Raw genomic sequence first — 21,452 nt, 5'->3', positions numbered from 1 at the left:
GCCAAACCTTTTATAATGGAGATAGAACATATATTCTGTGAAATGTGTTTTATTACGAACAGTTTGGATTTCACAATAAAATGGCAAACTGCCGTTTATTTTTTCGCGAAAGAGTGATGGCGTTGAAAAGGATTCGCTTTGTCCATGCGGCCGACCTGCACCTTGACAGCCCGTTTGCGGGGCTACGCAAGCTTCCGCCGGCGCTGTTTGAACGGGTAAAGGAGAGCACTTTCCGGGCATTTGAAAATGTTTGTAACCTTACAATTGAAAAAGAAGCGGATTTCCTGCTGATATGCGGGGATTTATACGACGGGGAAGACCGCAGCCTGAAAGCTCAGGTGAGGCTGAAGAAGCAGTTTGAGCGGCTCAAAGAGGCCGGCATTGCCGTATTTGTGCTGCACGGCAATCACGACCATTTAAGCGGGTCATGGACAAAACTGGACATGCCTGGAAATGTCCAGATATTTTCCGAGCGTGTCGAAACCAAATCCTTTACAGCTAAAAACGGGTCGAAAGTCCATATGTACGGGTTCAGCTACCCGAAGCGGCACGTGCTGGAGAATAAAACGGATGAATACAGGAAAACGGGGGAGGCCGATTTCCATATTGGCATGCTGCACGGTTATCTTGAAGGCGGGACGAAAATGCACCAGCCTTATGCTCCTTTTGCCTTGCGGGATTTGCTGGAAAAGGGGATGGATTACTGGGCGCTCGGCCATATCCACAAACAGCAGATTTTACATACGGATCCCTATATCATTTATCCCGGGAATATCCAGGGGAGAAACCGGAAAGAAACGGGCCCGAAAGGCTGTATGGTTGCCGAAATGGATCCGCTTGGCGCGCATGCCGCGTTCCATGAGACGGCAGATATTTTATGGGAAAGGCGCGCCGTTTCCGCAAAAGGCGCTAATGATTTTAATAGCCTTTACACAGCTTGCCGCCATGCCCTTGAAGAAGAAAGAAAAGAGGCGCAGGGCGTATTTTTGCAATTGGAGATAAAAGATCCGGATTTGCTGGATGATGAAGCGCTTGGAAAAGTGAAAAACGGCGAGCTGATGGAAGTACTGCAGGAAGGCGAAGAAGCAGACCGCAACTTTGTCTGGGTACACCGCATCACACTGCCTGAAAATGCCCTCTTATCCGAACGGGATGACGGTTTTATTTTGCAGGAAATGAAGAAGACGCTGGCGCAATTGGAAGAAACTTCCATAGATGAAGCGGTCTCCCCGCTGTACAGCCACATGTATGCGGGCCGCTACCTGGACTTGGACGGAGACGAAAAGCAGAGGCTTCTGTTGGAAGCGGAAGCGGCTGTTTTTGAGAAGTTGAAAGGCAGGGGGAAACGATGAAAATACGGGAGGTCCATATATACGGTTTTGGCCGGCTAGTTGATTTTCATATGGAAAACCTTTCAGATCTGCAGGTCATTTACGGGGAAAACGAAGCCGGCAAATCAACCTTCATGGCTTTTATTGAAGCCGTTTTATTCGGGTTTCCTTCAAGGCAGCAAAACGGGCAGCGCTATGAGCCGAAATTTTCAGCGGTGTACGGCGGGCGGCTCGTCCTGGAAACAGAAAAAGACGGAAACATAACGGTGGAACGGATAAAAGGAAGGGCAGCCGGAGAAGTGTCCGTCACTTTTGCAAATGGCAGAACAGGCGGCGAAGAGGCGCTTGCACATGTTTTAAACGGGATGAACCGGCAGATGTTCCAGTCCATTTATTCTTTTAATCTGCAAAGCCTCCAGGAAATCCGCAAATTAACAGGCGATGATATCAGCCGCTATTTATTTGCCGCAGGGACGATCGGGACGGATGCGCTGCTTTCGGCGGAACGGGAACTCGAAAAGGAAATGGAAGCGCGTTTTAAACCGAACGGGCGGAAACCGGTATTGAACGTGCAACTCCGGAAACTTCAGGCTATGGAAAAAGAACTGAATCGCCTGAAAGCGGAAAACGGCCGTTACGGCGAATGGAAAGCCCGGCTGGCAGCGCTTGAAGCAGCACAGGCAGAAGCGGAAGCGGAGCTGGAAGCCTTAAGGGGAACGGTTCAGCAGTATGAACACCTCACAAGCCTTTGGCCGCTCTATGCGGAAAGAAAGCATGTCAAACTGCAGCTTTCGGAAATCGGCCCCGTCCGTTTCCCCGCTGACGGAATCCGGCGCCTCGACGGGCTGATGTCGGAATGGCGCGCTTCTTCCGGGCGCCTGTCAGCCGTTAAAAAACAGAAACAGGTGCTGGTGGAAAAAATGGAAGGAGAGCAGCCGGACCCGCTTTTTGTCAGGCATGAAGGGGAGATCAAAAAGCTGCTTGATGACTGGCCGCAATACCGCGGGTGGCAGGCGGAAACGGAGCGCCTCCAATCTGAATGCGACATCCTGGACAGCCAAATCTCCGAATTAGCGGGAATGCTGCATCTTACGGCATCGCAAGTTGAAAAAGTTCCACAGCTTGACTTAAGCATTGCGGCAAAAGAAAGGCTCAGCACCCTCGTAAGGGCGTATGACCGCCACCGTACCCGCAGCGATGCTTTACAGGCACAGCTTGAGGACTTGCGGGCCCGGATGAACGCTGTTGAGCAGGAATGCGCACTTTTGGAAAAAGAGCTCGTATCCGAAGAGGCTTTTCGCGATTTATCGGCAAAGCGGCAGGAAAAGGAAAAAAAATCATTGCTTGAAGCCGATATCAGGCGCGGGAAACAGCAGCTTTCCCGCCTGAAAAAAATGGCGGATGAGGTCCGGAAGCCCTCTTTCCTGTTTTTCGGCCTTGCATTATTGTTTCTGATGGCCGGCGTGTGGAGTTTTCTCACAGGGCAATACTTGTTTTTGGGCGTTTTTGTGCTCGGCGCAATCGTGTCAGGCTACCATGCTTTCAAGGGAAACCGGAACCCGTTGGAACAAGAAATCCGCGCGCTCGAACAGGAACTGGGGGAAAAGGAAAAAGAACTGCGGAATTGGAAAGAGGGGGACACGGACTGGCATGAATATGAACGGCAGAAACAGCTGCGCGAAAACTGGAAACAGCTCATTTTGAAACTTGAGGAAGGCGAACAGAACGGCCGGCAAATGCAAAACCGGAAACAGCGCCTGGAAGCGGAAGAAAGACAGCTGCTGGCAGAAATCAGCCGTTTCAGGCAAACTTTGCAATTGGGTGACGGCTTCCGGCCAAGACAGCTGCCCGAAGCATTCCAACTTTTGACGGAATTAAGCGGGAAAATGCGCGAGCGGACGCGTATCGAAAAGAAACTGGCGCAGCTTGCCGATTCCCGTTCGGCATTTGAAGAAAGGATGGAAAAACTGTGGTCCCGGCTCCATGTCAACTGGCCTTTGCGCCAGGAAGGCATCTTGTTGCTGCAGCAAGCCTGTGCGGAACAACAGGAAAGAAAAATCCGCCGGCAGGAATGGGAAAAGAAATGTGCCGAGCTGGAAGAACAAGTGCAGCTGCTTGAATCGGAAGCGGAAGCAACAGATAATGAGATCAAAAAGCTTTTTGCCCTTGCCGGTGCCGTGAATGAGGAAGATTTCCGGAAAGCCGGCAGCCTTTTTCAGCAATACGAAAAATTGTCCGGCCAGCTGGAAATCATGGATTTACGGATCAGCCGGGAAGACCTGGAACGGCTCGAAACGGTAAAAGATGTTTCTATGTTGGAACAGGAAAAGCAAAAGCTGGAAGAAAAAATCGTGGAAAAGGCAAACGCGCTCCGCAGCATGAGAAAAGAATCGATGGAAATCCGGTTTGAACTGGACAGGTTGGAAAAAGGCGGAACGTTTACCGAAAAACTGCATGAATATTACAGCGCGCTTTCGGAATTCCGGGAAGAAGCTTTTGAATGGGCGCGGTATGCCACGGCAAAACGTTTGCTTTCCGGCATGATGAAGCGGCTCCGGGAAACCCGCTTTCCGCAAGTCCTGCACAAAGCCGAAGCGTATTTGCAATGTTTAACAAACGGATCGTATGTCTCCCTCCATATGGGCGGGGAGGATAGCCGTTTTTATGTTAAACGGCGTGATGATGTGCTGTTTGCCGCAAATGAGCTGAGCCAGGCAACGGCGGAACAGCTGTATATTGCTTTACGTTTTTCCCTTGCGGAGGCGCTCGGCGGGGAATTTCCGTCCCCGGTTGTCATTGATGACGGCTTTGTTAATTTTGATATTTACCGGACAGAGAAAATGGCCCGGCTGCTGGACCAGGTGAGCGAATCGAGGCAGGTGCTGCTTTTTACATGCCAGCAGCCGATGCTCCGGTTTTTTAAAGGCCATGGGGTGAAAACCTTGGGGGCTGTACACGATCAAGGGATGGCGGGATCCGGAAACATCAGCCGCATTCAGCCGTAAAAAGAGGGGCGGGTCCGAATGCCTGTATTTCAACACGGCAGGGAAACACACAAGCAAAGCCGGTTGAGATAAAAAGCGGATTGCGGCCGGATTATGGTATACTTTAAGACAAATAATCAGGGGTTAGATCGGAGGATTCATGTATGGCAAAAGGGCTACTCTACTATGAGGTGGGCGAGCAGTTTGACGCGTTTCTGCTCATCAAACACGCAACAAAGGGGATCGCGAGCAACGGCAAACCTTTTTTAACACTGATTTTGCAGGACCGGACCGGGGATATCGAAGCGAAGCTCTGGGATGCGACCGAGCAGGACGAACAAACATACAAACCGGAGACGATTGTAAAAGTAACCGGGGACATTTTAAATTACCGCGGGCGGCTGCAGCTGAAGATCCGCCAAATCCATCCGGCACAACCGGGGGACGGCGTCCGGATTGCCGATTTTATCGAAACGGCCCCGGTATCGCAGGAAGAAATGATAGGAAAAATCACCCAGTACATTTTTGATATGAAAAACCCAAATATCCAAAGGCTGACCCGGCATCTGCTGAAAAAATACCAGAAGCGGTTCCTTGTCTATCCGGCTGCAACGAAAAACCACCACGAATTCGTATCGGGGCTGGCGTACCATGTTGTCTCCATGCTCGACCTTGCCAAGGCAATCGCGGGCCTCTATCCGTCACTCGACCGGGATTTGTTGTATGCCGGTGTCATTTTGCATGACTTGGGAAAGGTGCAGGAACTGTCCGGCCCGGTCTCAACAACTTATACGGCTGAAGGGAATTTGCTCGGCCATATCTCGATTATGGTCAGCGAAATTGCAAAGGCAGCGGAGGAACTCGGAATCCACGGAGAAGAAGTGATGGTGCTGGAACATATGGTGATCTCCCACCACGGGAAAGCGGAATGGGGAAGCGCCAAGCCCCCGATGATTAAAGAGGCGGAAATTCTCCACTATATTGATAATATTGATGCGAAAATGAATATGCTTGACCGTGCGCTCCGCAATGTCAAACCGGGCGAATTCTCGGACCGGATTTATGCGCTTGATAACCGCTCTTTTTACAAACCGGCGTTTCATCAGTGAGATTCATAGAAATGCAAACGTTTGGAAAGCGCCCGTCCGGTGAAAAAATTTTAAAATGCCTTTCAAAATGAAAGGCATTTTTTAATGGATTGCGCCATACATTATAGCAGGGACAAACCGAAGAGGAGGGAAAAACATGGATTTCCCGATCTGGATTTATTTTGTTGTGGCGGGCATCGTCATATGTGCGTTTATGGCGGTGAAAACAGCCAGGGAAGAACACGAACAGGAACAGGAATGGATTGAAAAAGAAGGGGAAGTCTTTATTGAAAGGATGCATAAAGAAAAAGAACTGCGCAGCGGTGAAGCTGAAAAAGCCCATGAAGCATAACGGCCACAAAAAACCGCCCATAATCGGATGGGCGGTTTTTTGTGCAGCATTATTTGCTTGATGAAGTCCCGAGCAGGGAGTCAAAAGTCGTTTTCAAATCTTCATCTTTTACTTTTACGTCAGCCGCTTTTAATTCTTTCTTCAAAGCGGACTGGATTTTTTCCGTTGTTACTTTCGATGCTTTATATTGTTTGACGACGTCTTTTTTCATTTCGCTGTACGGTTTTTTCTTTTTTTCACCGGTCAGTTGAATAATATGGTAGCCGTAAGAAGTCTTAACAGGGCCGCTGATTTCATTGACTTTCAGCTTATATGCAGCATTTTCAAAATCGCTGTCCATTTCGCCTGCACCGAACCAGCCGAGATCTCCGCCTTTAGAAGCTGTTGCGGTGTCGGTTGAATACTTTTTGGCCAATGTCGCAAAATCGGCGCCTTTATCCAGTTGTTTCTTGATATCTTCTGCTTTCGACTTGCTGGAAACAAGAATATGGCGCGCTCTAATTTCCGGTTTTATATCATTGTTATAATAATTTTTTAATTGTTTTTCCGTTGGATGGATTGTCGCCTCTGCAGCTTTTTGTTCAAGCAGGCTGACTTTCACGCTGTTGCGGAAATCTTTTTCGTTTGCATAACCGTATTGCTGCAGCGCTGTATCAAATGAGCTGCCCAATTGTTTTTTTGCATCGTTTACTTGTTTGTCAACTTCGCTCTTTTTGACAGTGTATTTTTTGGACAGGACTTTTTCAATGGTAAGCTGCTGAAGCACAGTTGAACCATATTTATCCTTCATTGCATTATATAATTCGTCTTTGGTAACATTTCCGGCTTTCGTCTTAACGACGGCGCTGTTGCCGCTGTTGCCGCATGCTGCAAGTCCGAACACGCTGCCTGCCAAAACAAGGGATAGTACCCATTTCTTCATTCAAAAACAACTCCTATTCATTTTGTCGTGCAAGAGAGATTTACAACCACTACTATAACATAAATTGAAAGAGAAAAGAAAGGGATTGCCAGGTTTCTTATGGAATTTTCACACCATGCCAATCTTCTTTTCATATGGGGCAGGCGTTTGCAGAGGGCAGGATGGATGTTTGCAGCATAGGATATGATGTGGAGTTCCATTGCGGATTTGTGAAATTTAGGCCGGCAAATAGACGGAAGCCTTAACCAATACAGGGGCGGATGAATAATATACGTATGAAACAAGAGGAGGTGGATGGAATGAGCGGAGGAGCAGCTTACGGAGGCGGCTTTGCCTTACTGGTTGTGTTGTTCATTTTATTGATCATTATTGGTGCATCCTGGGCTTGGTAAAATTTGGGGCCGGCAGCAGCCGGCCTTTCTTGTTGTGCGCTGTTATGGAATGCCAAGGTAGGAGGAAAACAGTAAAATGGTCATGAGGATGTTGATTGTCCAAAAAAATCCGGGCTGGTGTTCTTCCGGTATTTCTTTTTTTGTACATAGATGGCTTGTCAATACGTTGATAAAGTATAATATAAAGAAAGCGTAACCTGTAAAAAAACAAGCACATACATGCCGGCCGGGCCCCCTCCCGAAAATTTGCAGTAAAATAAAGGCGGAGTGCTCCGGTTTTGAACCCTGGATTCGTAACGTTCCGCCTGTCTTTCGGATGGCAAATGTGTGATGCACGCTGATCTTTTCCATGCAAGGTGGATGAACGACTATTCATTTTTAACAGGCACTGCTTGTACCGCTCGTGGCGGATGCCGCGGGGAAGTTTTTAAGGGCCGGCAGGACAATGGGCCTTGCCGGAAAACAGGCCCTGTCTATAGCCGGGGCCGCGCTGTTCTTAGCTGAACCATAAAAACATATAAACGAGGGAACTGAATGGAATCGATTGAACAAAAGCTGGAAAGACTGGAATTTTATCAAACATTGCTTTTAAAAATGTTCGGGACCGGCCAATATCCTTTTTTCAGGCTGATTATGGAAAAACAGCTTTCAAAACAGGACATTGAACAATTTTATGCGTTGTGCGATCGTTTGAGCGATGAGTTGAAAGAACAGAAGGCGGACAAATTTGTATTTTTTTATCCGCTTTTTCAAAAGTTTAAGGATTCCCTGCATGAAAAACTGCAGCCGGCGGAAGTGATTGCCGCCTGTTTGCAGCAGGGGCTGTATCCTGAATTAATGAAGGCATTGAAACGGAATTTGTAGCTGTCCGAAACGGGTCAAAAGCGGTTCAGTGAAGGTTTTTCCAACAGTTCCGTTTCAATGGCGTCATCCAGCTCCCTGTTGAAAATGGAATTTTCCACAATGTCCATAAAATCCTGGCCGTAAATTTGGCGTACGATCGCAGCCAGTTCCATCATATCCGGAAATTTGCCGTAAAGATCGTATAGCGGCATTGTGCCCTGTATGACAGAGCTTTTTTTCGGGTTAAACGCTTCCAGCGATTTCAAAAAAATCTCTCTTCCTTTATGGGTTAATTGAATATACGTGTTCCGCTTGTCGTTTTCCTTTTTTGAGAATTCGAGCAAGCCGCGCTCCTCAAGCTTTTTCGAAAAATTAAAGGCTGTTGATACGTGCATCACCCCGAATTTTGCCACGTCCGAAATCGATGCGCCCTTTAAATGATAGGCTATCCATAAAATATGATGTTCATTGATGTTCAGATCAAAAGGCTTAATCCATTGCTGCCAGTCTTTTTCAATCGTTTTCCAGAGCGCTTTCGACAATTGCGTGACCCTTTTGCAAAATAGAAGATACTCATTGGTCGTCAACATTTGTTCCGTCATATTTTTCCCATCACCCCTTACCCTATATATTATCATTATGCCAGTAAAATAAAAAGTAATAAAAAACAATATACAAAATTTTTTTGAAATGAACAGCAAAGAAAAAAACCGGAAAGCGGCAACCGCTTTCCGGGCAGCGAAAATTCAGGAAGATTTTTTCTCCATTTGTTGTTCCATGTTTTCAATCGTTTTCCGGATGTCCTTGATTTCATTTTGCAGGGCTTCTTTGTTTGGCTCAATGCTTTTTTGCCATTCTTCGATACAATGTTGGAGTTCCTCCATTACGTTCGTGGCAACTTTTTTGCCTTCCGTTGAAAACGATTCGACGGATTCTTTTAAGTCTTTCACATTTTCGGCGATTCTTTTGGCTGATTCAATGAAATCACCGGAGTTATTTTTGATGGCTTCCCGTACTCTTTTTCCGGAAGCGGGTGTGGTGAAAAGGACGGAAACAGCGCCTGCTGTTGCCCCAACCAGTAATCCGTAAAATAAACTGGACTTGTTCATGGAAAGCACCTCCTGCAATGGTCTTTTATCCTCATGATATAGAATTTCCCAGCCTTTTGCAAAGTTCTCTTTCTTCTTTGCCGCCCTTGCCCAAAGCGATATTCCAAGCCTGGACGCGAACGGTCCTTCATAGGCGGGATGAAGGACAAAAGAGCGAACTTTGCGCGTTCCTTCTGCTTGTTCTTTACCCCTGTCTGGTACATGTTAATCCGCATCAGGGCATATGATGTAATAGTCCAGGCAGAAAAGAGGGGGAGTTCGTTGGGGCGTGTTGCTTTCTGCTTTTTAATGGCCGGCGTTGTCCTGTTTGCCGCGATGGTCCGGCACATGCTGCTGTACCAGAAAAGAAGAATTTATCCGCCGCGGAAAATCATCAGAAAAAGGATCGCATTTTTCGGAACGGCCGGAATGGTTTTCCTGCTTCTTGCCGCTCTGTTTCACTTATTTTAAGCTGCGCAGCGAAAAAAACCGCCGGAAACCCGGCGGCCATTTTCACGCTTGTATGCTGTGGGCGGCATTTGTGCGCTTTGCAACGGTTGAGACGATCGGAAAAAGAATAAACATCGCAACTGCATTGAGCGCGGTTGCCGGCAAAACAACGGTGCCAAACAAAATGGCAAAAGGCCCTGGCAACCCGGCAATGAAAAACGCGGATCCTAAGAAAATGATGCCCGAAATCAGTGTGCCGACGGCCGTGAATACAATAAGTGCCGGCAGCTTTTTTGCCAGTTTTCCGGACGCGAGAAGCAAACCGTAAAAAGCAAAAGAAGTGATGCATTTATCGATGATGTTCGGGAAAAAACCGCCCGGGAAGCTGGTAGTCAGGCCGGAAATGATGCCGGTCAGCACACCAAGCAACAGTACGTATTTTTTCTCCCTGAACAAAATAATGCCGATAAACATCATGGTAAGCATCATATCCGGTTTCATCCCGAACACAAAGCCCGGAATCACCGTGTGTAATACCGTGCCGATCCCAACGAGCAACGCCAAGCTGACAAGGGATTTTGTCTTCATCTGTCTCCACTCTCCTGTTCTCATCTCATCTGGTGCTTTCCCGCCGTACCCTCATGGCCGGCGGCGAAAGATTAACCTTATTATAGCATGCAGACGGAAAAAGTGGCGCATGTTTTGAACAAATTGGGCGCAACAAAAAAACAGCAGCCCAAATGGCCGCTGAATAAAATAAGCGCGAAACCGGCTGCAAAGACGCAAAAATGGGATTTTTCACCGGTGCTGCCCGGTGCGGCTTATATATTTTGGGAAATCTCCGCGGCGATTTGCCGGAGGTCCTCCTGGCTGTAATCTTTTTCATGTGTTTTCCAGACTGCCCCGAAGCCGTCTCCTTTTCCATATCGCGGGATCAGGTGCATATGATAATGGAATACAGACTGGCCGGCAATCTCGCCATTATTGTTCAGCACGTTGAGCCCTTCCGGCTGGAATGCCGCTTTCAAAGCATTGGCTACGACCGGGACGGATACAAAGAAATTGCGGGCAATCTCCGGCGTCAGTTCGTAGACATTCTCTTTATGTATTTTCGGGACAATCAGGGTATGGCCCTTTGTCACCTGGCTGATGTCAAGAAAAGCGTATACATGCTCGTTTTCGTACACTTTTGCACTCGGGATTTCACCGTTTATAATCTTGCAAAAAATACACATTTTGATCAACCTTTCCATTTTTTTGATTTCATTATAACGGATGAAAAGGCGAAAGAAAAGGAAACGGGGCGGAAACCTGCGTTTCCGCCCCGTTCTGCAGGGTTTTTCAACTAGCCAAAAGCGCCTTTGATCAACACTTCATTTACGAATGATATGGTTGATAATGGGCTTCCTTAACTTTTTCCAACGCGATCATCCCCTTATTGGGTAACGTTTAAAGTGCATCGCCTTTAAACAGATTCACCGCCAGCACCTCATTGTAAAAGATGCCTGGAAGTCGGTTATGGCTAATGTAAAGCATCGTTACTGGTCTTTGACAACCACCCCGATTGCATGTTTCCCCTGCAAGTATAGGATGGGCAAATGGCTGGAATTTATACATGCGTACCGCAAAAATTTTTTAGGCGCGCAGTTGGCATTCAGTCATGAACGCTTTCATGGTACAATAACGGTACAGATCAGAACTTTTGACACAAAGGGGTTCTTTAGATGACATTATTGGAAGTGGCGTCCTTAACAGGCGGATATACGAAAAAACCTGTGATTCAAGATGTTTCATTTACGGTAGAAGCGGGGCAGCTGGTCGGGCTGATCGGTTTAAACGGCGCCGGAAAAAGTACGACCATCCGGCATATTATCGGGTTAATGGAGCCGAAAAAAGGGCGGATCACGATCAACGGCAAAAACTTAAACGCGGATCCGGACGCTTATCGGAAGCAGTTTTCGTACATACCGGAAACCCCGATTTTATATGAGGAACTGACGCTGGAAGAACATTTGAAACTGGCGGCAATGGCATACGGCATCGATGAAAAAACCTATGCGGACAGAACCGCGCCTTTATTAAAGGAATTCCGCCTGCATAAAAAGCTTGGCTGGTTTCCGGCCAATTTTTCAAAAGGCATGAAGCAAAAGGTGATGATTATGTGCGCCTTTTTAGTCGAGCCGAGCCTGTACATTATTGACGAGCCTTTTCTCGGCCTCGACCCGCTCGGCATCCAGTCACTGCTGGATTTGATGGGCACGATGAAAAAAAAGGGGGCGGGAATCCTGATGTCCACCCATATTCTTGCAACGGCAGAACGGTATTGCGACGGATTTATCATTTTGCATAACGGGCGGATCCGCGCGAAAGGAACATTGGAAGAGCTTCAGCAGCAATTTTCGATGCCCGGCGCAACATTGGATGATTTATATATCCAATTGACAAAGGAAGATGACGATGAACGAAATTGACCTTCTTTGGAAAGAAAGGTTTGCTTCCTATTTAAAAAACTTAAGGCGCTATACCCGGTATATTTTTAATGACCATTTGCTGTTTGTGCTGATTTTCGGGCTGGGTGCCGCCGCTTTTTACTATAGCCGCTGGGTGAAGCATCTCGGTCCGGATTTTCCCGTTGCCCTTGTAATGGGCCTTTTGCTCGGGCTGTTTCTGGCGGCGAGCCCGGTGTACACGCTGTTAAAAGAAGCGGACCGGGTATTCCTTATCCCGATGGAAACGCGGATGCGCCCGTTTTTTAAAAAAGCGATCCTGTTTTCTTTCAGTATTCAAGCTTATCTGCTTTTGTTTGTACTTGCCGCTTTGATGCCGATGTATGCGGCTGTTACGGGGCACGGATTCGGCCGTTTTTTTGGCCTGCTGGTCCTGCTTCTCGCGTTAAAAATGTGGAACCTGCTTTTGAGCTGGAATGTGTATAAACTGCCGGAACCGTATGCCCCTGTTTTCGACTGGATCATCCGGTTTGCATTAAGCGCCGCGTTTGTGTTTCTCGTTGTCAATGAGGCAAGCCTCTTTCTTGTGGGCATTCTGGCTGCCGTTATGCTCGGCTTGTTTCTGTATTTTTACCGGCTCGCCCAAAAACGGACACTCAGATGGGATGCGCTCATTGAACGCGAGCAAAGGCGGCTGATGGGTTTTTACCGGTTTGCAAATCTGTTTGCCGACGTGCCGGAACTCAAAGGGCAGGTCAAACGGCGCAAATGGCTCGATCCGCTCCTCGCCGGCATCCGATACGGCCAGGAACATACTTATCAATATTTATTTGCCCGCACGTTCCTCAGGACAAGCCAGTATTTCGGGCTTTTTGTGCGGCTGACCGCAATCGGGGCCGTGCTGTTGTTTTTCAGCCATGAACGGGTGCTCGCGCTCGTTCTTGCCGTCGTGTTTATTTATTTGACAGCTTTCCAAATGATTCCGATGATCGGCTCCCACGATTTAAAAATCTGGCTGCGCCTTTATCCGGTGCCCCGCATGTTAAAAGAAACATCTTTTATCCGGCTGCTTGCAGTCTGCCTGTATGTGCAGACGGCCATTTTTGCAGCGGCGGCCGCATTGAACGGCTTGTGGATGAACGGCCTTTTCGTTCTTGCGGCAGGAGCCGTATTTTCCTGGCTGCTTGTCGCCTGGTATGTCCCCGGAAAAATCCGGCGCCAGTAACGTCGGGCCGGAGTGCATGCCCTGTCCGTCAACTTAAAAAAACGGCACAGGCTCCTCATGCAAGCGGCGGGTTCGGTTAAAGCAGGTGGCAACCTGCCCGTAAACATGAAAAAACGGCACAAGCCGGAGAGCCTGTGCCGTTTTTTCATGCCCAATCCGTCCGGTGCCGTTTTTAGCAATGCGCCCGTCTATGGCGTTTCAGCCACCGGCCAAAAAGCCGCCCCTTGCATTAGCAATTGCAAGTTTTTGCCGAAAAAACGGCCCCTACGCCTGCAGCGGTTTTTCAAAACGCCCGGCTTGCCAGGAAAAAAGCCGGGCTGGCAACGCTGATGCTTGAGCGCTTTTTCAGGCGTTCTGGTACCGGATGGCTGCTGCGCCCAAAGTTTTGGCGGCAATGAGCATCGCTTTTTCATGAATGTCAAAGCGCGGATGGTGATGCGGATAGGCCGGGTCGGCTTTTTCCGGGTCCGCCCCTGTAAAGAAAAAGGCGCCTTTTACATGCTGTAAGTAATAGGCAAAATCTTCCCCGATCATCGACGGGTCGACTTCTTCCACTTGGGTGACGCCTTCGATTTCTTTTGCGCAGTCCGCCAAAAATGCTGTTTCAGCCTCATGGTTCACAACCGGCGGATATCCGCGGAAATAGTCATAATCATATGTGCAGTCCGCGGCCAGGCATGTGCCTTGGATGATCCTTTCGATTTCTTTTTCCACCCTGTCCCGCACATCTTCGTCAAATGTCCGGACCGTGCCCGTGATTTTCGCCGTATCGGCAATGATATTGAAAGCATCGCCGGAAGAAAAGGACCCGACCGTTAAAACCGCGGACCGGATCGGATTAATCCGGCGGCTGATGACTTGCTGGAGATTCGTGACAAGTTGCGCACCGGCCACGACTGCATCTTTCGAAAGATGGGGCTGGGCGCCATGCCCGCCATGGCCCTGGATCGTCACTTCAAACCGGTCGGCAGCCGCCATGAACGGCCCTTTCCGGTACTGGATGTGGCCAACCGGGACCGTTGCCCATAAATGCGTGCCGAAAATGGCGTCCACGCCTTCGAGACAGCCGTCTTCGATCATGGCTTTTGCCCCGCCCGGCGCGTATTCTTCGGCATGTTGATGGATGAAAACATACTCGCCTTCCAATTCGCTTTTCACTTCATGTATGGCTTTGGCGAGCATCAGCAGTGCCGCCGTATGCCCGTCGTGTCCGCATGCGTGCATCACACCCGGCACCTGTGATTGATAGGGCACATCATTTTCTTCCTGAATCGGCAGCGCGTCAAAATCGGCCCGGAGCGCAATTGTTTTTCCCGGCTTTGCGCCTTTTATACGGGCGACGACACCGTTTCCGCCGACATGTTCGCGCGGCCGGATGCCGAGGTTTTTGTAAAAATCAGAAATATAACGGGCTGTTTCTACTTCTTTAAAGGACAGTTCCGGGTGCATATGGAGATATCTTCTTGTCTCCACCATTTCCGGGTAAAAACCGTCCAGTTTTTTATGTAATTTTTCCAACACTGTCATCTGCGATTCCCCCAACCTGTTATTTTTACTATTATACCATAATTGTGAAAAAGTCTGCTGCTTTATCGCGGTAACAGCTAAAAGGAAGCGGCACCTGCGGATGCAGGCTGCCGCTGTTGGCATATGTGAATGGACGGGCGCCTTACTCCATCCATTACAGCACCGTGTCTAAACGGGCCGCTGTTGGCCTGCGCGAATGGAGAGACCATAGCTTCAGCCGCCCCGTTTCCAGCCTGCTCTGCGGTCAGATTAGAAACATCGCGACAATTGTTGTCACAATGAGGCCGGTGATGACAGGGATTAAATTGCGCCTTGCCAGTTCAAACGGGTCGACATTGCAAATGGCAGCAGCTGGAATTAATGCCCACGGAATGATCGTTCCCCCGCCGACAAAAATTGCGGCAATTTGCCCAAGCGCGGTCAGGGTGGCGGCTCCCGAACCGATTGCATGGGCAAACAGCGCTGCAATTGAGCCGGCGAGCGAAATGCCGGAAAATCCCGAACCGTCAAGGCCGGTAATGACGCCGACTCCGGCTGTTGTCAGTGCGCCGATTTCTTTTGAGACCGGCATAACCGATGCCAGGGCGCCGCCGAGATCATTTACAATCCCCCGTGAAGCGCCCGGCAGATCGGCGCCGATCATCGTATGGAAACCATCGCCGCCAAGATAGAAAAATGCGGCAATCGGAATGACGGGGCCGAACACCTGGAAACCGAACTGCAGGCCGTCTATCAAATATTTTGTCACTTTTTCAAAGCCGCTTTTACGGGAACCGGCCATTGTAATGAGAAGCAAGATCATGATCGAGGTGCCGCCAACGAGTGCGGTTGCCGCATCCCCCTGCAAATGAAAAAGAACCATGGCAACGATGTCAAGGATGAAAAACACAGGAATAAAAAAAGCAAAAAGTTTTTTGTATACCGGCTTGAGCCCGGGGACTTTTGCATCAGGCGGTGCAGTGCTCCCGGCCGGTTTCTCTCCGGCAGCAAGCAAGCCTTTTTTCATATCGCGTTTAAGCAGCAAAAAAGCGGTAACGGTCGTCACCACGCCCATCACAATGACGAGTGGGACGCTTGCTTCTATGACGGACGATACAGGAATGCCGGCGCCGTCAGCCGTCAGTTTCGGCGCCCCTTGGATGACATAGTCGCCGGAGAGGGCGATCCCGTGCCCGAACAAGTTCATGGCAACAGCCACGCCGATCGCCGGCAGCCCGACCCGGATCGCAACCGGCAAAAGCACAGCCCCCATCAGCGCGACAGCAGGGGATGGCCAAAAGAAAGTCGAGATAAACAGCATTAAAAAGCCGATGATCCAAAAAGCAAGATTCGGCCCTTTTATCAGTTTTGCGAACGGGGCCACCATCACATCATTGATTCCGGTATCAAGCATGCTCCTGCTCATCGAGACGATTATGGAAATGACAAGAATGATGGGCAGCAATTCTTTGATCGCAAATACAAAACTCGTAAAAATACCGCTGACAGACGCAGTGAACGATCCAGTTGCAATCCATGCAATGATGAAAATACCGGCAATACATACAAGGGACGTATCCTTTTTCAGGACCATCATCAGGATAATGAAAAGAATAAACATCAAATATACAAAGTGAATGGCAGTCAAATCAATGCCCATTTCCATTGCCCCCTTCTTGATGCAATATATGGCGGGGGCAAGAAATGGGTGACTGTCACGATAATGCCTGCCACCCTCCGGATCATGCCGCAGGCCATCTGCTGGGCGTGCAGGCACGGTTTTACCTGCCTATCCTGTTCCGGAACCTTTGCAAATCAGTGTACCTAGTTTTTGAATCTCTGTACTGGCCTGCCTTTTTCGCGGCTGATTTGCAGGCCGGGCGCGGAAAGACAGGCTGCGGACTAAATTTTTTTCCCGATTGGCACTCCCACTTTCCCGCTCTGGAATTTTTCCAATCGCCCATTCTTCCGGTTCCTGAAATGGTCCGTGTATATCGCGGGGCCGGCCGGCAGCCTGCTTAACGGGCGGTTACAGCAACAGATCCCGGCTGCCTGAGCAGGCGGCCGGGATCTGTTTATCCTTCCTCTTCATCTTGCGGGATGACATATTCTTTTGTAAAAGCTGGGGCGTCATACGTGATCTTGTTTGCGCCAATTTCTGTCAGATCCAGGCTGTGGACGAGCAAATAATCAATGGAACGCTTCCACTTTTCGAAACTCTCTTCGTCTTTCCAGCCGGTAATGGCGATATACGTATCCCCTTTTACCGGGCGGAGGAGCCGGTATGCTGCAAAGCCGGGCTTGCTTTCTATGGCCGGGGTGTTTTTTTTGAAGTGGAATTCGTAAACCGGTTTTCCTTCATCCGGAATCGGAAGATGGGTAAAAATGAAGAATATGCCGTCTTCCAAATTTCCGCTGGAGGCAGCCAGCTGATAACGGCGTGGCGAGGCAAAAACGGTTTTCCCCTCCGTTTCGTGCAACAACAGCGCATGTTCCGAGTTCTGCAGCAGCACCATCTTTTCATCGGGATACTTTTCCTTTATTTTTAAGAGAAAGTCATAAGTACCCGTTGTGATATATGCATTCATTCTATCACCCCTCTTTGCTTCCAGTTTAACGTATATCTTTCCGCTGTTCAATTTGTAAAGTTTTTCAAAATAAAGACGACGGCTGAAAGCGGTTAATAAATAGGGAAGCGGCTCACGCCTTTTCATCTTTTCTGCCTGTGCCGGGGAGGCGCCGGAGGGAAGGAAACGGCAAAAAATTAGATAATAATGGAAAAACCGGGCCGATAGCGGACACAGGCTGAATTTCGCGTACAAACCGGGGAAAAGCAAAATACGGCAAATTTGTGACAGTTGGAAGAGCTGGCTGCACAATGCTTTTTGAAACGATTATAGTAAAAAAAGATATTGCCCTCTCAGGATAAAATAGTTTTTATTTGAAAAGAATTATTATAAAATAAATGGTGACTGTGTGGCGTGAGGAGGATAACATTTGAAGAAAAAGATCTTAAACGATTCCCTTTTAAAAGCGGCAAGGGGAGAACAGGCAGGCCGCGTCCCCGTCTGGTATATGCGGCAGGCCGGCAGATCCCAGCCCGAGTACCGTAAACTGAAAGAAAAGTATTCTCTGTTCGACATCACGCATCAGCCGGAACTTTGCGCATATGTGACAAGGCTGCCGGTAGAGCATTATGATGTGGATGCCGCCATTCTTTATAAAGATATCATGACACCGCTCCCCGCCCTCGGTGTGGAAGTTGAAATCCTCAAAGGGGCAGGCCCTGTTATACATAACCCAGTTTCTTCGTTAAAAGATGTGGAAAAATTGGGGGAGTTGTATCCGGAAGAAGATGTTCCCTATGTACTGGAGACGATCCGGCTGTTAACGGAGGAACAATTGACGGTTCCATTGATCGGATTTTCCGGCGCGCCTTTTACTTTGGCCAGTTATATGATTGAAGGGGGGCCTTCAAAAGATTATCGAAAAACAAAAGCGTTTATGTATACAGAACCAAAAGCGTGGTTTGCACTGATGGAAAAACTGGCAGATATGATCATTGTGTATGTAAAAGCGCAAATCAAAGCCGGTGCGAGTGCCATCCAAATATTTGATTCATGGGTGGGCGCTTTAAATGCAGCGGATTACCGCAATTATATTAAACCTGTGATGGAACGGATATTTACCGCATTGCAAAAAGAGAATGCCCCATTCATCCTGTTCGGTGTCGGGGCCGGTCATCTGGCGCTGGAATGGAACAGCCTGCCAATTGATGTGGTTGGCCTCGACTGGCGGCTGCCGATCCAAAAAGCGCGCGCGCTCGGCGTGACAAAAGCAATCCAGGGGAATCTTGACCCCGCCGTGCTCTTGGCCCCGTGGGAAGTTATTCAAGAAAAGGCGGCCGCCATACTGGACGAAGGCATGGCGCAGCCGGGTTACATCTTTAACCTCGGGCATGGTGTCACCCCTGATGTCCGTCCGGAAACATTAAAAAGGCTGACAACGTTTATTCATGAATACAGCGAAAGAAAACAACAGGAGGAAGCATAATGGAAAAGAAAAAAATCGGACTGCTCGTGATGGCGTACGGCACGCCGTATAAAGAAGAAGATATTGAGCGTTACTATACCCATATCCGGCACGGGAGAAGGCCCCAGGATGAGTTGCTGGAAGATTTGAAACGCCGGTATAAAGCAATCGGAGGCTTGTCCCCGCTTGCCAAAATAACGGAAAACCAGGCATATGCGCTTGAATCGAGGTTGAATGAACGGCAAGACGGGGCAGAATTTAAAGCTTATATCGGCTTAAAACATATTGAACCTTTTATTGAAGATGCAGTCAAACAAATGCATGATGACGGTATTGAAGAAGCGGTATCGATCGTGCTTGCGCCGCATTACTCGGCTTTCAGCGTGAAATCGTACAATGAAAGGGCGAAAGAAACAGCGGCAAAACTGGGCGGGCCCGCCATCCAATCGGTCGAAAGCTGGTATGATGAACCGAAATTTGTCGATTTTTGGGCACATCAATTGAAGAAAACGTATGCTACAATGAGTGAAGAAGAACGCACGTCTTCCTGCTTGATTGTATCCGCCCACAGCCTTCCGGAAAAAATTCTGCAGTACGGCGATCCGTATCCGGAACAAATCCGGGAAACCGCTGATCTGATTGCGGAGGCAGCGGGCGTGCAGACGTATGCAGTCGGCTGGCAAAGTGCAGGCAATACGCCGGATCCGTGGCTCGGCCCCGATGTGCAAGACCTTACAAGAACGCTGTATGAAAAACATCATTATAAAGCCTTCATTTATGCGCCGGTCGGGTTCGTTGCGGAACATCTGGAAGTTTTATATGATAATGATTATGAGTGCAAGGCAGTTTGCGATTCAGTTGGCGCATCGTATTACCGCCCGGAAATGCCGAATGACAACCCGGCTTTTATTGATTCGCTGGCTGAGGCTGTTTTGAAAAAAACAAAATCAGGGTTGCTGCCGCAAGAATAGGCAGCCGCCTGAGATTTTTTCACGGATTTCCATAAAACATGACATTATTGCCAAAGAAGGTGCTGACAATGGCCGGAAACAGAAAAAAAGTAGCTGTGCTTGGCGGCGGAATCACCGGCTTGACAGCTGCTTATTATTTGCGGCGCCTTGTTGAGGACCAACAGCTGCCGTTTGATGTGATATTGTTGGAAAAAGGGCGCCGGCTTGGCGGAAAAATCCAGACGGTCAGGCGGGACGGATTTGTCATTGAACGCGGGCCGGATTCTTTTCTGGCAAGAAAGCAAAGCGCTTTGCATCTGGCAGAAGATCTCGGGCTGTCGCCTTCCCTCGTATCCAATGCGACAGGCAAATCTTATATTTTATTAAACCAACAGCTCTATCCGGTGCCAAGAGGTTCTGTGATGGGCATTCCGACAAGATTGGCGCCTTTTTTTGCTTCTCCTTTGTTTTCTGTTACCGGCAAAATCCGGGCGCTCTGCGATTTGATCCTTTCCCGGAAAAATACCGGCGAAGACCGGTCAGTCGGGGATTTTGTCCGCTACCGGCTCGGTGAAGAAGTGCTGGAAAACCTTGTCGAACCATTATTGTTCGGGGTGTATGCCGGAGATGTCGACGAGCTGAGCGTGCTGGCAACGCAGCCTCAATTTTTCGAGGCTGTCCAAAAACACCGAAGCCTGATCCTCGGCATGAAAAAAGTAGCGGCGGAATTTGCGCAAGACTCCAGGCCAACCCGGAATAAGGGGGCTTTTTTAACCTTTCAAAACGGCCTCGAAACGCTCGTTGAAGCACTTGAGGAAAAAATCGGCGCTGAGGCGGTCATGAAGGGCGTGACAGTGGATACGGTTGAAATGAGTACGGGCGGCGGGGATTACAGGATCACACTGACAAATGGAACCCGCATCACAGCGGATTATATTATCTCGGCCCTTCCTCATTTTTCGCTCCCCCATATTTTTTCAAAGTATGCTTTTTTTGCGCCGCTTGAAAAGGTGCCATCCACATCTGTTGCAACAGTCTCGATGGCGTTTCCGGAGAGCGCGGTGAAAAAAGACATTGACGGGACAGGCTTTGTGGTGACGAGAAACAGTGATTATACAATTACCGCCTGCACCTGGACGCATAAAAAATGGCCGCATACAGCACCGGAAGGAAAGGCGTTGCTCCGCTGCTATATCGGCCGGTCAGCGGAATCCGCAGTCGTCGATCTCGCGGATGACAGGATTCAGAAAATCGTGCTGGAAGATTTAAATAAAATCATGGAAATAACAGCAGAACCGGAGTTTACTGTTGTTTCCCGCTGGAAATATGCGATGCCGCAATATACGGTGGGCCATAAAGCAAGAATCGGGAAAATTTTAGCGGCAGCCAAAAACGAATTGCCGGGCATTTCTTTTGCCGGCAGCTCGTTTAACGGGGTCGGCGTGCCGGACTGCATCTCCCAGGGAAGGGCGGCGGTTAGCGAGATGCTCCGGTACTTCCGGCTTCGGGCTGAATTTTAATAGGTGATGAAGAAAGCGGCATGGTGCATTCGGCTGGCACCTGCCGTTTTTATTGTCACGAAAACGGGAAGCATACATGTGTAAAATCTTTTCCGGCGCGTTGCCATGCAAGTATGGCGCAGCGGCGGGAGATCATTCCCAACGAAGGAATGCTTTTACTTGAAGAAACGAATGAAAAATGCGCCAATGAAAAGCACTGCAGAGACTTGGCCGGAAGCATCATGGTTCCCGGATCAGCTCTGAGGAGTAAAAATTTTTCGTGATAATTTAACTATCCCCCCCAAAAATGCGGCTAAATATGTAATAATTTAAATAATTAGAG

The 21,452-nt window shown here is 48.8% G+C and carries 21 protein-coding genes; 13 read left to right on the top strand and 8 right to left on the bottom strand.

All coding sequences use genetic code 11. The features are described from left to right. Window positions 1-80: 80 nt before the first annotated feature. The 4 genes from IC21_RS11790 (at window position 81) to IC21_RS11775 (ending at window position 5,755) form a co-directional block, all read left to right on the top strand. The gene (locus IC21_RS11790; RefSeq protein ID WP_029141751.1) at window positions 81-1,352 is read left to right on the top strand and encodes a metallophosphoesterase family protein; all 1,272 of its coding nucleotides are present in this window, start codon (window positions 81-83) and stop codon (window positions 1,350-1,352) included. Next, window positions 1,349-4,336: an AAA family ATPase gene (locus tag IC21_RS11785; RefSeq protein WP_029141750.1), complete on the top strand. Its 2,988-nt coding sequence runs from the start codon at window positions 1,349-1,351 to the stop codon at window positions 4,334-4,336. The genes IC21_RS11790 and IC21_RS11785 overlap by 4 nt, the downstream gene beginning before the upstream one ends. 143 nt (window positions 4,337-4,479) lie before the next feature. Further along, on the top strand, window positions 4,480-5,424 hold the full coding sequence (gene yhaM, locus IC21_RS11780; protein WP_013858717.1) for a 3'-5' exoribonuclease YhaM: 945 nt from the start codon (window positions 4,480-4,482) through the stop codon (window positions 5,422-5,424). Between the two features lie 136 nt (window positions 5,425-5,560). Beyond that, window positions 5,561-5,755 carry a sporulation YhaL family protein gene (locus tag IC21_RS11775; RefSeq protein WP_013858718.1) on the top strand — a complete coding sequence of 65 codons (195 nt, stop codon included), beginning with the start codon at window positions 5,561-5,563 and terminating at the stop codon, window positions 5,753-5,755. Between the two features lie 49 nt (window positions 5,756-5,804). Here the strand turns inward: IC21_RS11775 and IC21_RS11770 are convergent, their stop codons facing one another. Continuing rightward, entirely contained in the window at window positions 5,805-6,677 is an 873-nt protein-coding gene (locus IC21_RS11770; RefSeq protein ID WP_029141749.1) for a peptidylprolyl isomerase, read from the bottom strand. Between the two features lie 299 nt (window positions 6,678-6,976). On the opposite strand from IC21_RS11770, the gene IC21_RS11765 reads away from it, so the two are divergent. Beyond that, the gene (locus IC21_RS11765; protein ID WP_017550228.1) at window positions 6,977-7,069 is read left to right on the top strand and encodes a YjcZ family sporulation protein; all 93 of its coding nucleotides are present in this window, start codon (window positions 6,977-6,979) and stop codon (window positions 7,067-7,069) included. A gap of 534 nt (window positions 7,070-7,603) precedes the next feature. Further along, a complete protein-coding gene (locus IC21_RS11760) occupies window positions 7,604-7,933 on the top strand; it encodes a DUF1878 family protein (protein WP_019721764.1) in 330 nt (109 codons plus the stop codon). A 14-nt stretch (window positions 7,934-7,947) separates the two neighbouring features. Here IC21_RS11760 and IC21_RS11755 read toward each other — a convergent pair whose 3' ends face one another. Together IC21_RS11755 and IC21_RS11750 are read right to left on the bottom strand one after the other, a co-directional pair. Beyond that, a complete protein-coding gene (locus IC21_RS11755; RefSeq protein ID WP_029141748.1) occupies window positions 7,948-8,514 on the bottom strand; it encodes an HTH-type transcriptional regulator Hpr in 567 nt (188 codons plus the stop codon). Window positions 8,515-8,658: 144 nt separating this feature from the next. Continuing rightward, a complete protein-coding gene (locus tag IC21_RS11750; RefSeq protein WP_019721766.1) occupies window positions 8,659-9,021 on the bottom strand; it encodes a YtxH domain-containing protein in 363 nt (120 codons plus the stop codon). A 261-nt stretch (window positions 9,022-9,282) separates the two neighbouring features. Here IC21_RS11750 and yhzF point away from each other — a divergent pair, with 261 nt between their 5' ends. Next, window positions 9,283-9,471: a membrane protein YhzF gene (gene yhzF / locus IC21_RS11745; protein ID WP_013858725.1), complete on the top strand. Its 189-nt coding sequence runs from the start codon at window positions 9,283-9,285 to the stop codon at window positions 9,469-9,471. A gap of 42 nt (window positions 9,472-9,513) precedes the next feature. Here the strand turns inward: yhzF and IC21_RS11740 are convergent, their stop codons facing one another. Together IC21_RS11740 and IC21_RS11735 are read right to left on the bottom strand one after the other, a co-directional pair. Continuing rightward, window positions 9,514-10,038: a tryptophan transporter gene (locus IC21_RS11740; RefSeq protein WP_029141747.1), complete on the bottom strand. Its 525-nt coding sequence runs from the start codon at window positions 10,036-10,038 to the stop codon at window positions 9,514-9,516. Window positions 10,039-10,271: 233 nt separating this feature from the next. Beyond that, the gene (locus IC21_RS11735) at window positions 10,272-10,685 is read right to left on the bottom strand and encodes an HIT family protein (RefSeq protein ID WP_019721768.1); all 414 of its coding nucleotides are present in this window, start codon (window positions 10,683-10,685) and stop codon (window positions 10,272-10,274) included. A gap of 489 nt (window positions 10,686-11,174) precedes the next feature. On the opposite strand from IC21_RS11735, the gene IC21_RS11725 reads away from it, so the two are divergent. The 3 genes from IC21_RS11725 to IC21_RS11715 are packed head-to-tail and all read left to right on the top strand — an operon-like array spanning window position 11,175 to window position 13,452. After that, window positions 11,175-11,921 (top strand): ABC transporter ATP-binding protein, encoded by a 747-nt coding sequence (locus tag IC21_RS11725; protein WP_013858728.1) that lies wholly within the window; start codon window positions 11,175-11,177, stop codon window positions 11,919-11,921. Next, on the top strand, window positions 11,908-13,122 hold the full coding sequence (locus tag IC21_RS11720; RefSeq protein WP_029141744.1) for an ABC transporter permease: 1,215 nt from the start codon (window positions 11,908-11,910) through the stop codon (window positions 13,120-13,122). The genes IC21_RS11725 and IC21_RS11720 overlap by 14 nt, the downstream gene beginning before the upstream one ends. 57 nt (window positions 13,123-13,179) lie before the next feature. Continuing rightward, the gene (locus IC21_RS11715; protein WP_142236772.1) at window positions 13,180-13,452 is read left to right on the top strand and encodes a hypothetical protein; all 273 of its coding nucleotides are present in this window, start codon (window positions 13,180-13,182) and stop codon (window positions 13,450-13,452) included. Between the two features lie 15 nt (window positions 13,453-13,467). Here the strand turns inward: IC21_RS11715 and IC21_RS11710 are convergent, their stop codons facing one another. The 3 genes from IC21_RS11710 to IC21_RS11695 form a co-directional block, all read right to left on the bottom strand. Beyond that, window positions 13,468-14,649, bottom strand: a complete 1,182-nt coding sequence (locus IC21_RS11710) for a M20 family metallopeptidase (RefSeq protein WP_019721772.1) — start codon at window positions 14,647-14,649, stop codon at window positions 13,468-13,470. Window positions 14,650-14,893: 244 nt separating this feature from the next. Beyond that, window positions 14,894-16,288, bottom strand: a complete 1,395-nt coding sequence (locus IC21_RS11705; protein WP_029141356.1) for a hypothetical protein — start codon at window positions 16,286-16,288, stop codon at window positions 14,894-14,896. A 415-nt stretch (window positions 16,289-16,703) separates the two neighbouring features. Further along, window positions 16,704-17,216 (bottom strand): antibiotic biosynthesis monooxygenase family protein, encoded by a 513-nt coding sequence (locus tag IC21_RS11695; protein WP_029141741.1) that lies wholly within the window; start codon window positions 17,214-17,216, stop codon window positions 16,704-16,706. Between the two features lie 409 nt (window positions 17,217-17,625). Between IC21_RS11695 and hemE the strand changes: the two genes are divergently transcribed. From hemE to hemY, 3 genes are all read left to right on the top strand, one after another. Beyond that, entirely contained in the window at window positions 17,626-18,681 is a 1,056-nt protein-coding gene (gene hemE, locus IC21_RS11690; protein WP_029141740.1) for a uroporphyrinogen decarboxylase, read from the top strand. Further along, window positions 18,681-19,631 (top strand): ferrochelatase, encoded by a 951-nt coding sequence (gene hemH / locus IC21_RS11685; RefSeq protein ID WP_019721777.1) that lies wholly within the window; start codon window positions 18,681-18,683, stop codon window positions 19,629-19,631. Before hemE ends, hemH begins: the two co-directional genes overlap by 1 nt. A gap of 68 nt (window positions 19,632-19,699) precedes the next feature. Beyond that, window positions 19,700-21,130, top strand: a complete 1,431-nt coding sequence (hemY, locus tag IC21_RS11680; protein WP_029141739.1) for a protoporphyrinogen oxidase — start codon at window positions 19,700-19,702, stop codon at window positions 21,128-21,130. Window positions 21,131-21,452: the final 322 nt, after the last annotated feature.

This window comes from Heyndrickxia coagulans DSM 1 = ATCC 7050, from assembly GCF_000290615.1.
GTDB lineage: Bacteria > Bacillota > Bacilli > Bacillales > Bacillaceae_C > Weizmannia > Weizmannia coagulans.
This window is presented reverse-complemented; position numbering and strand designations above follow the sequence as displayed.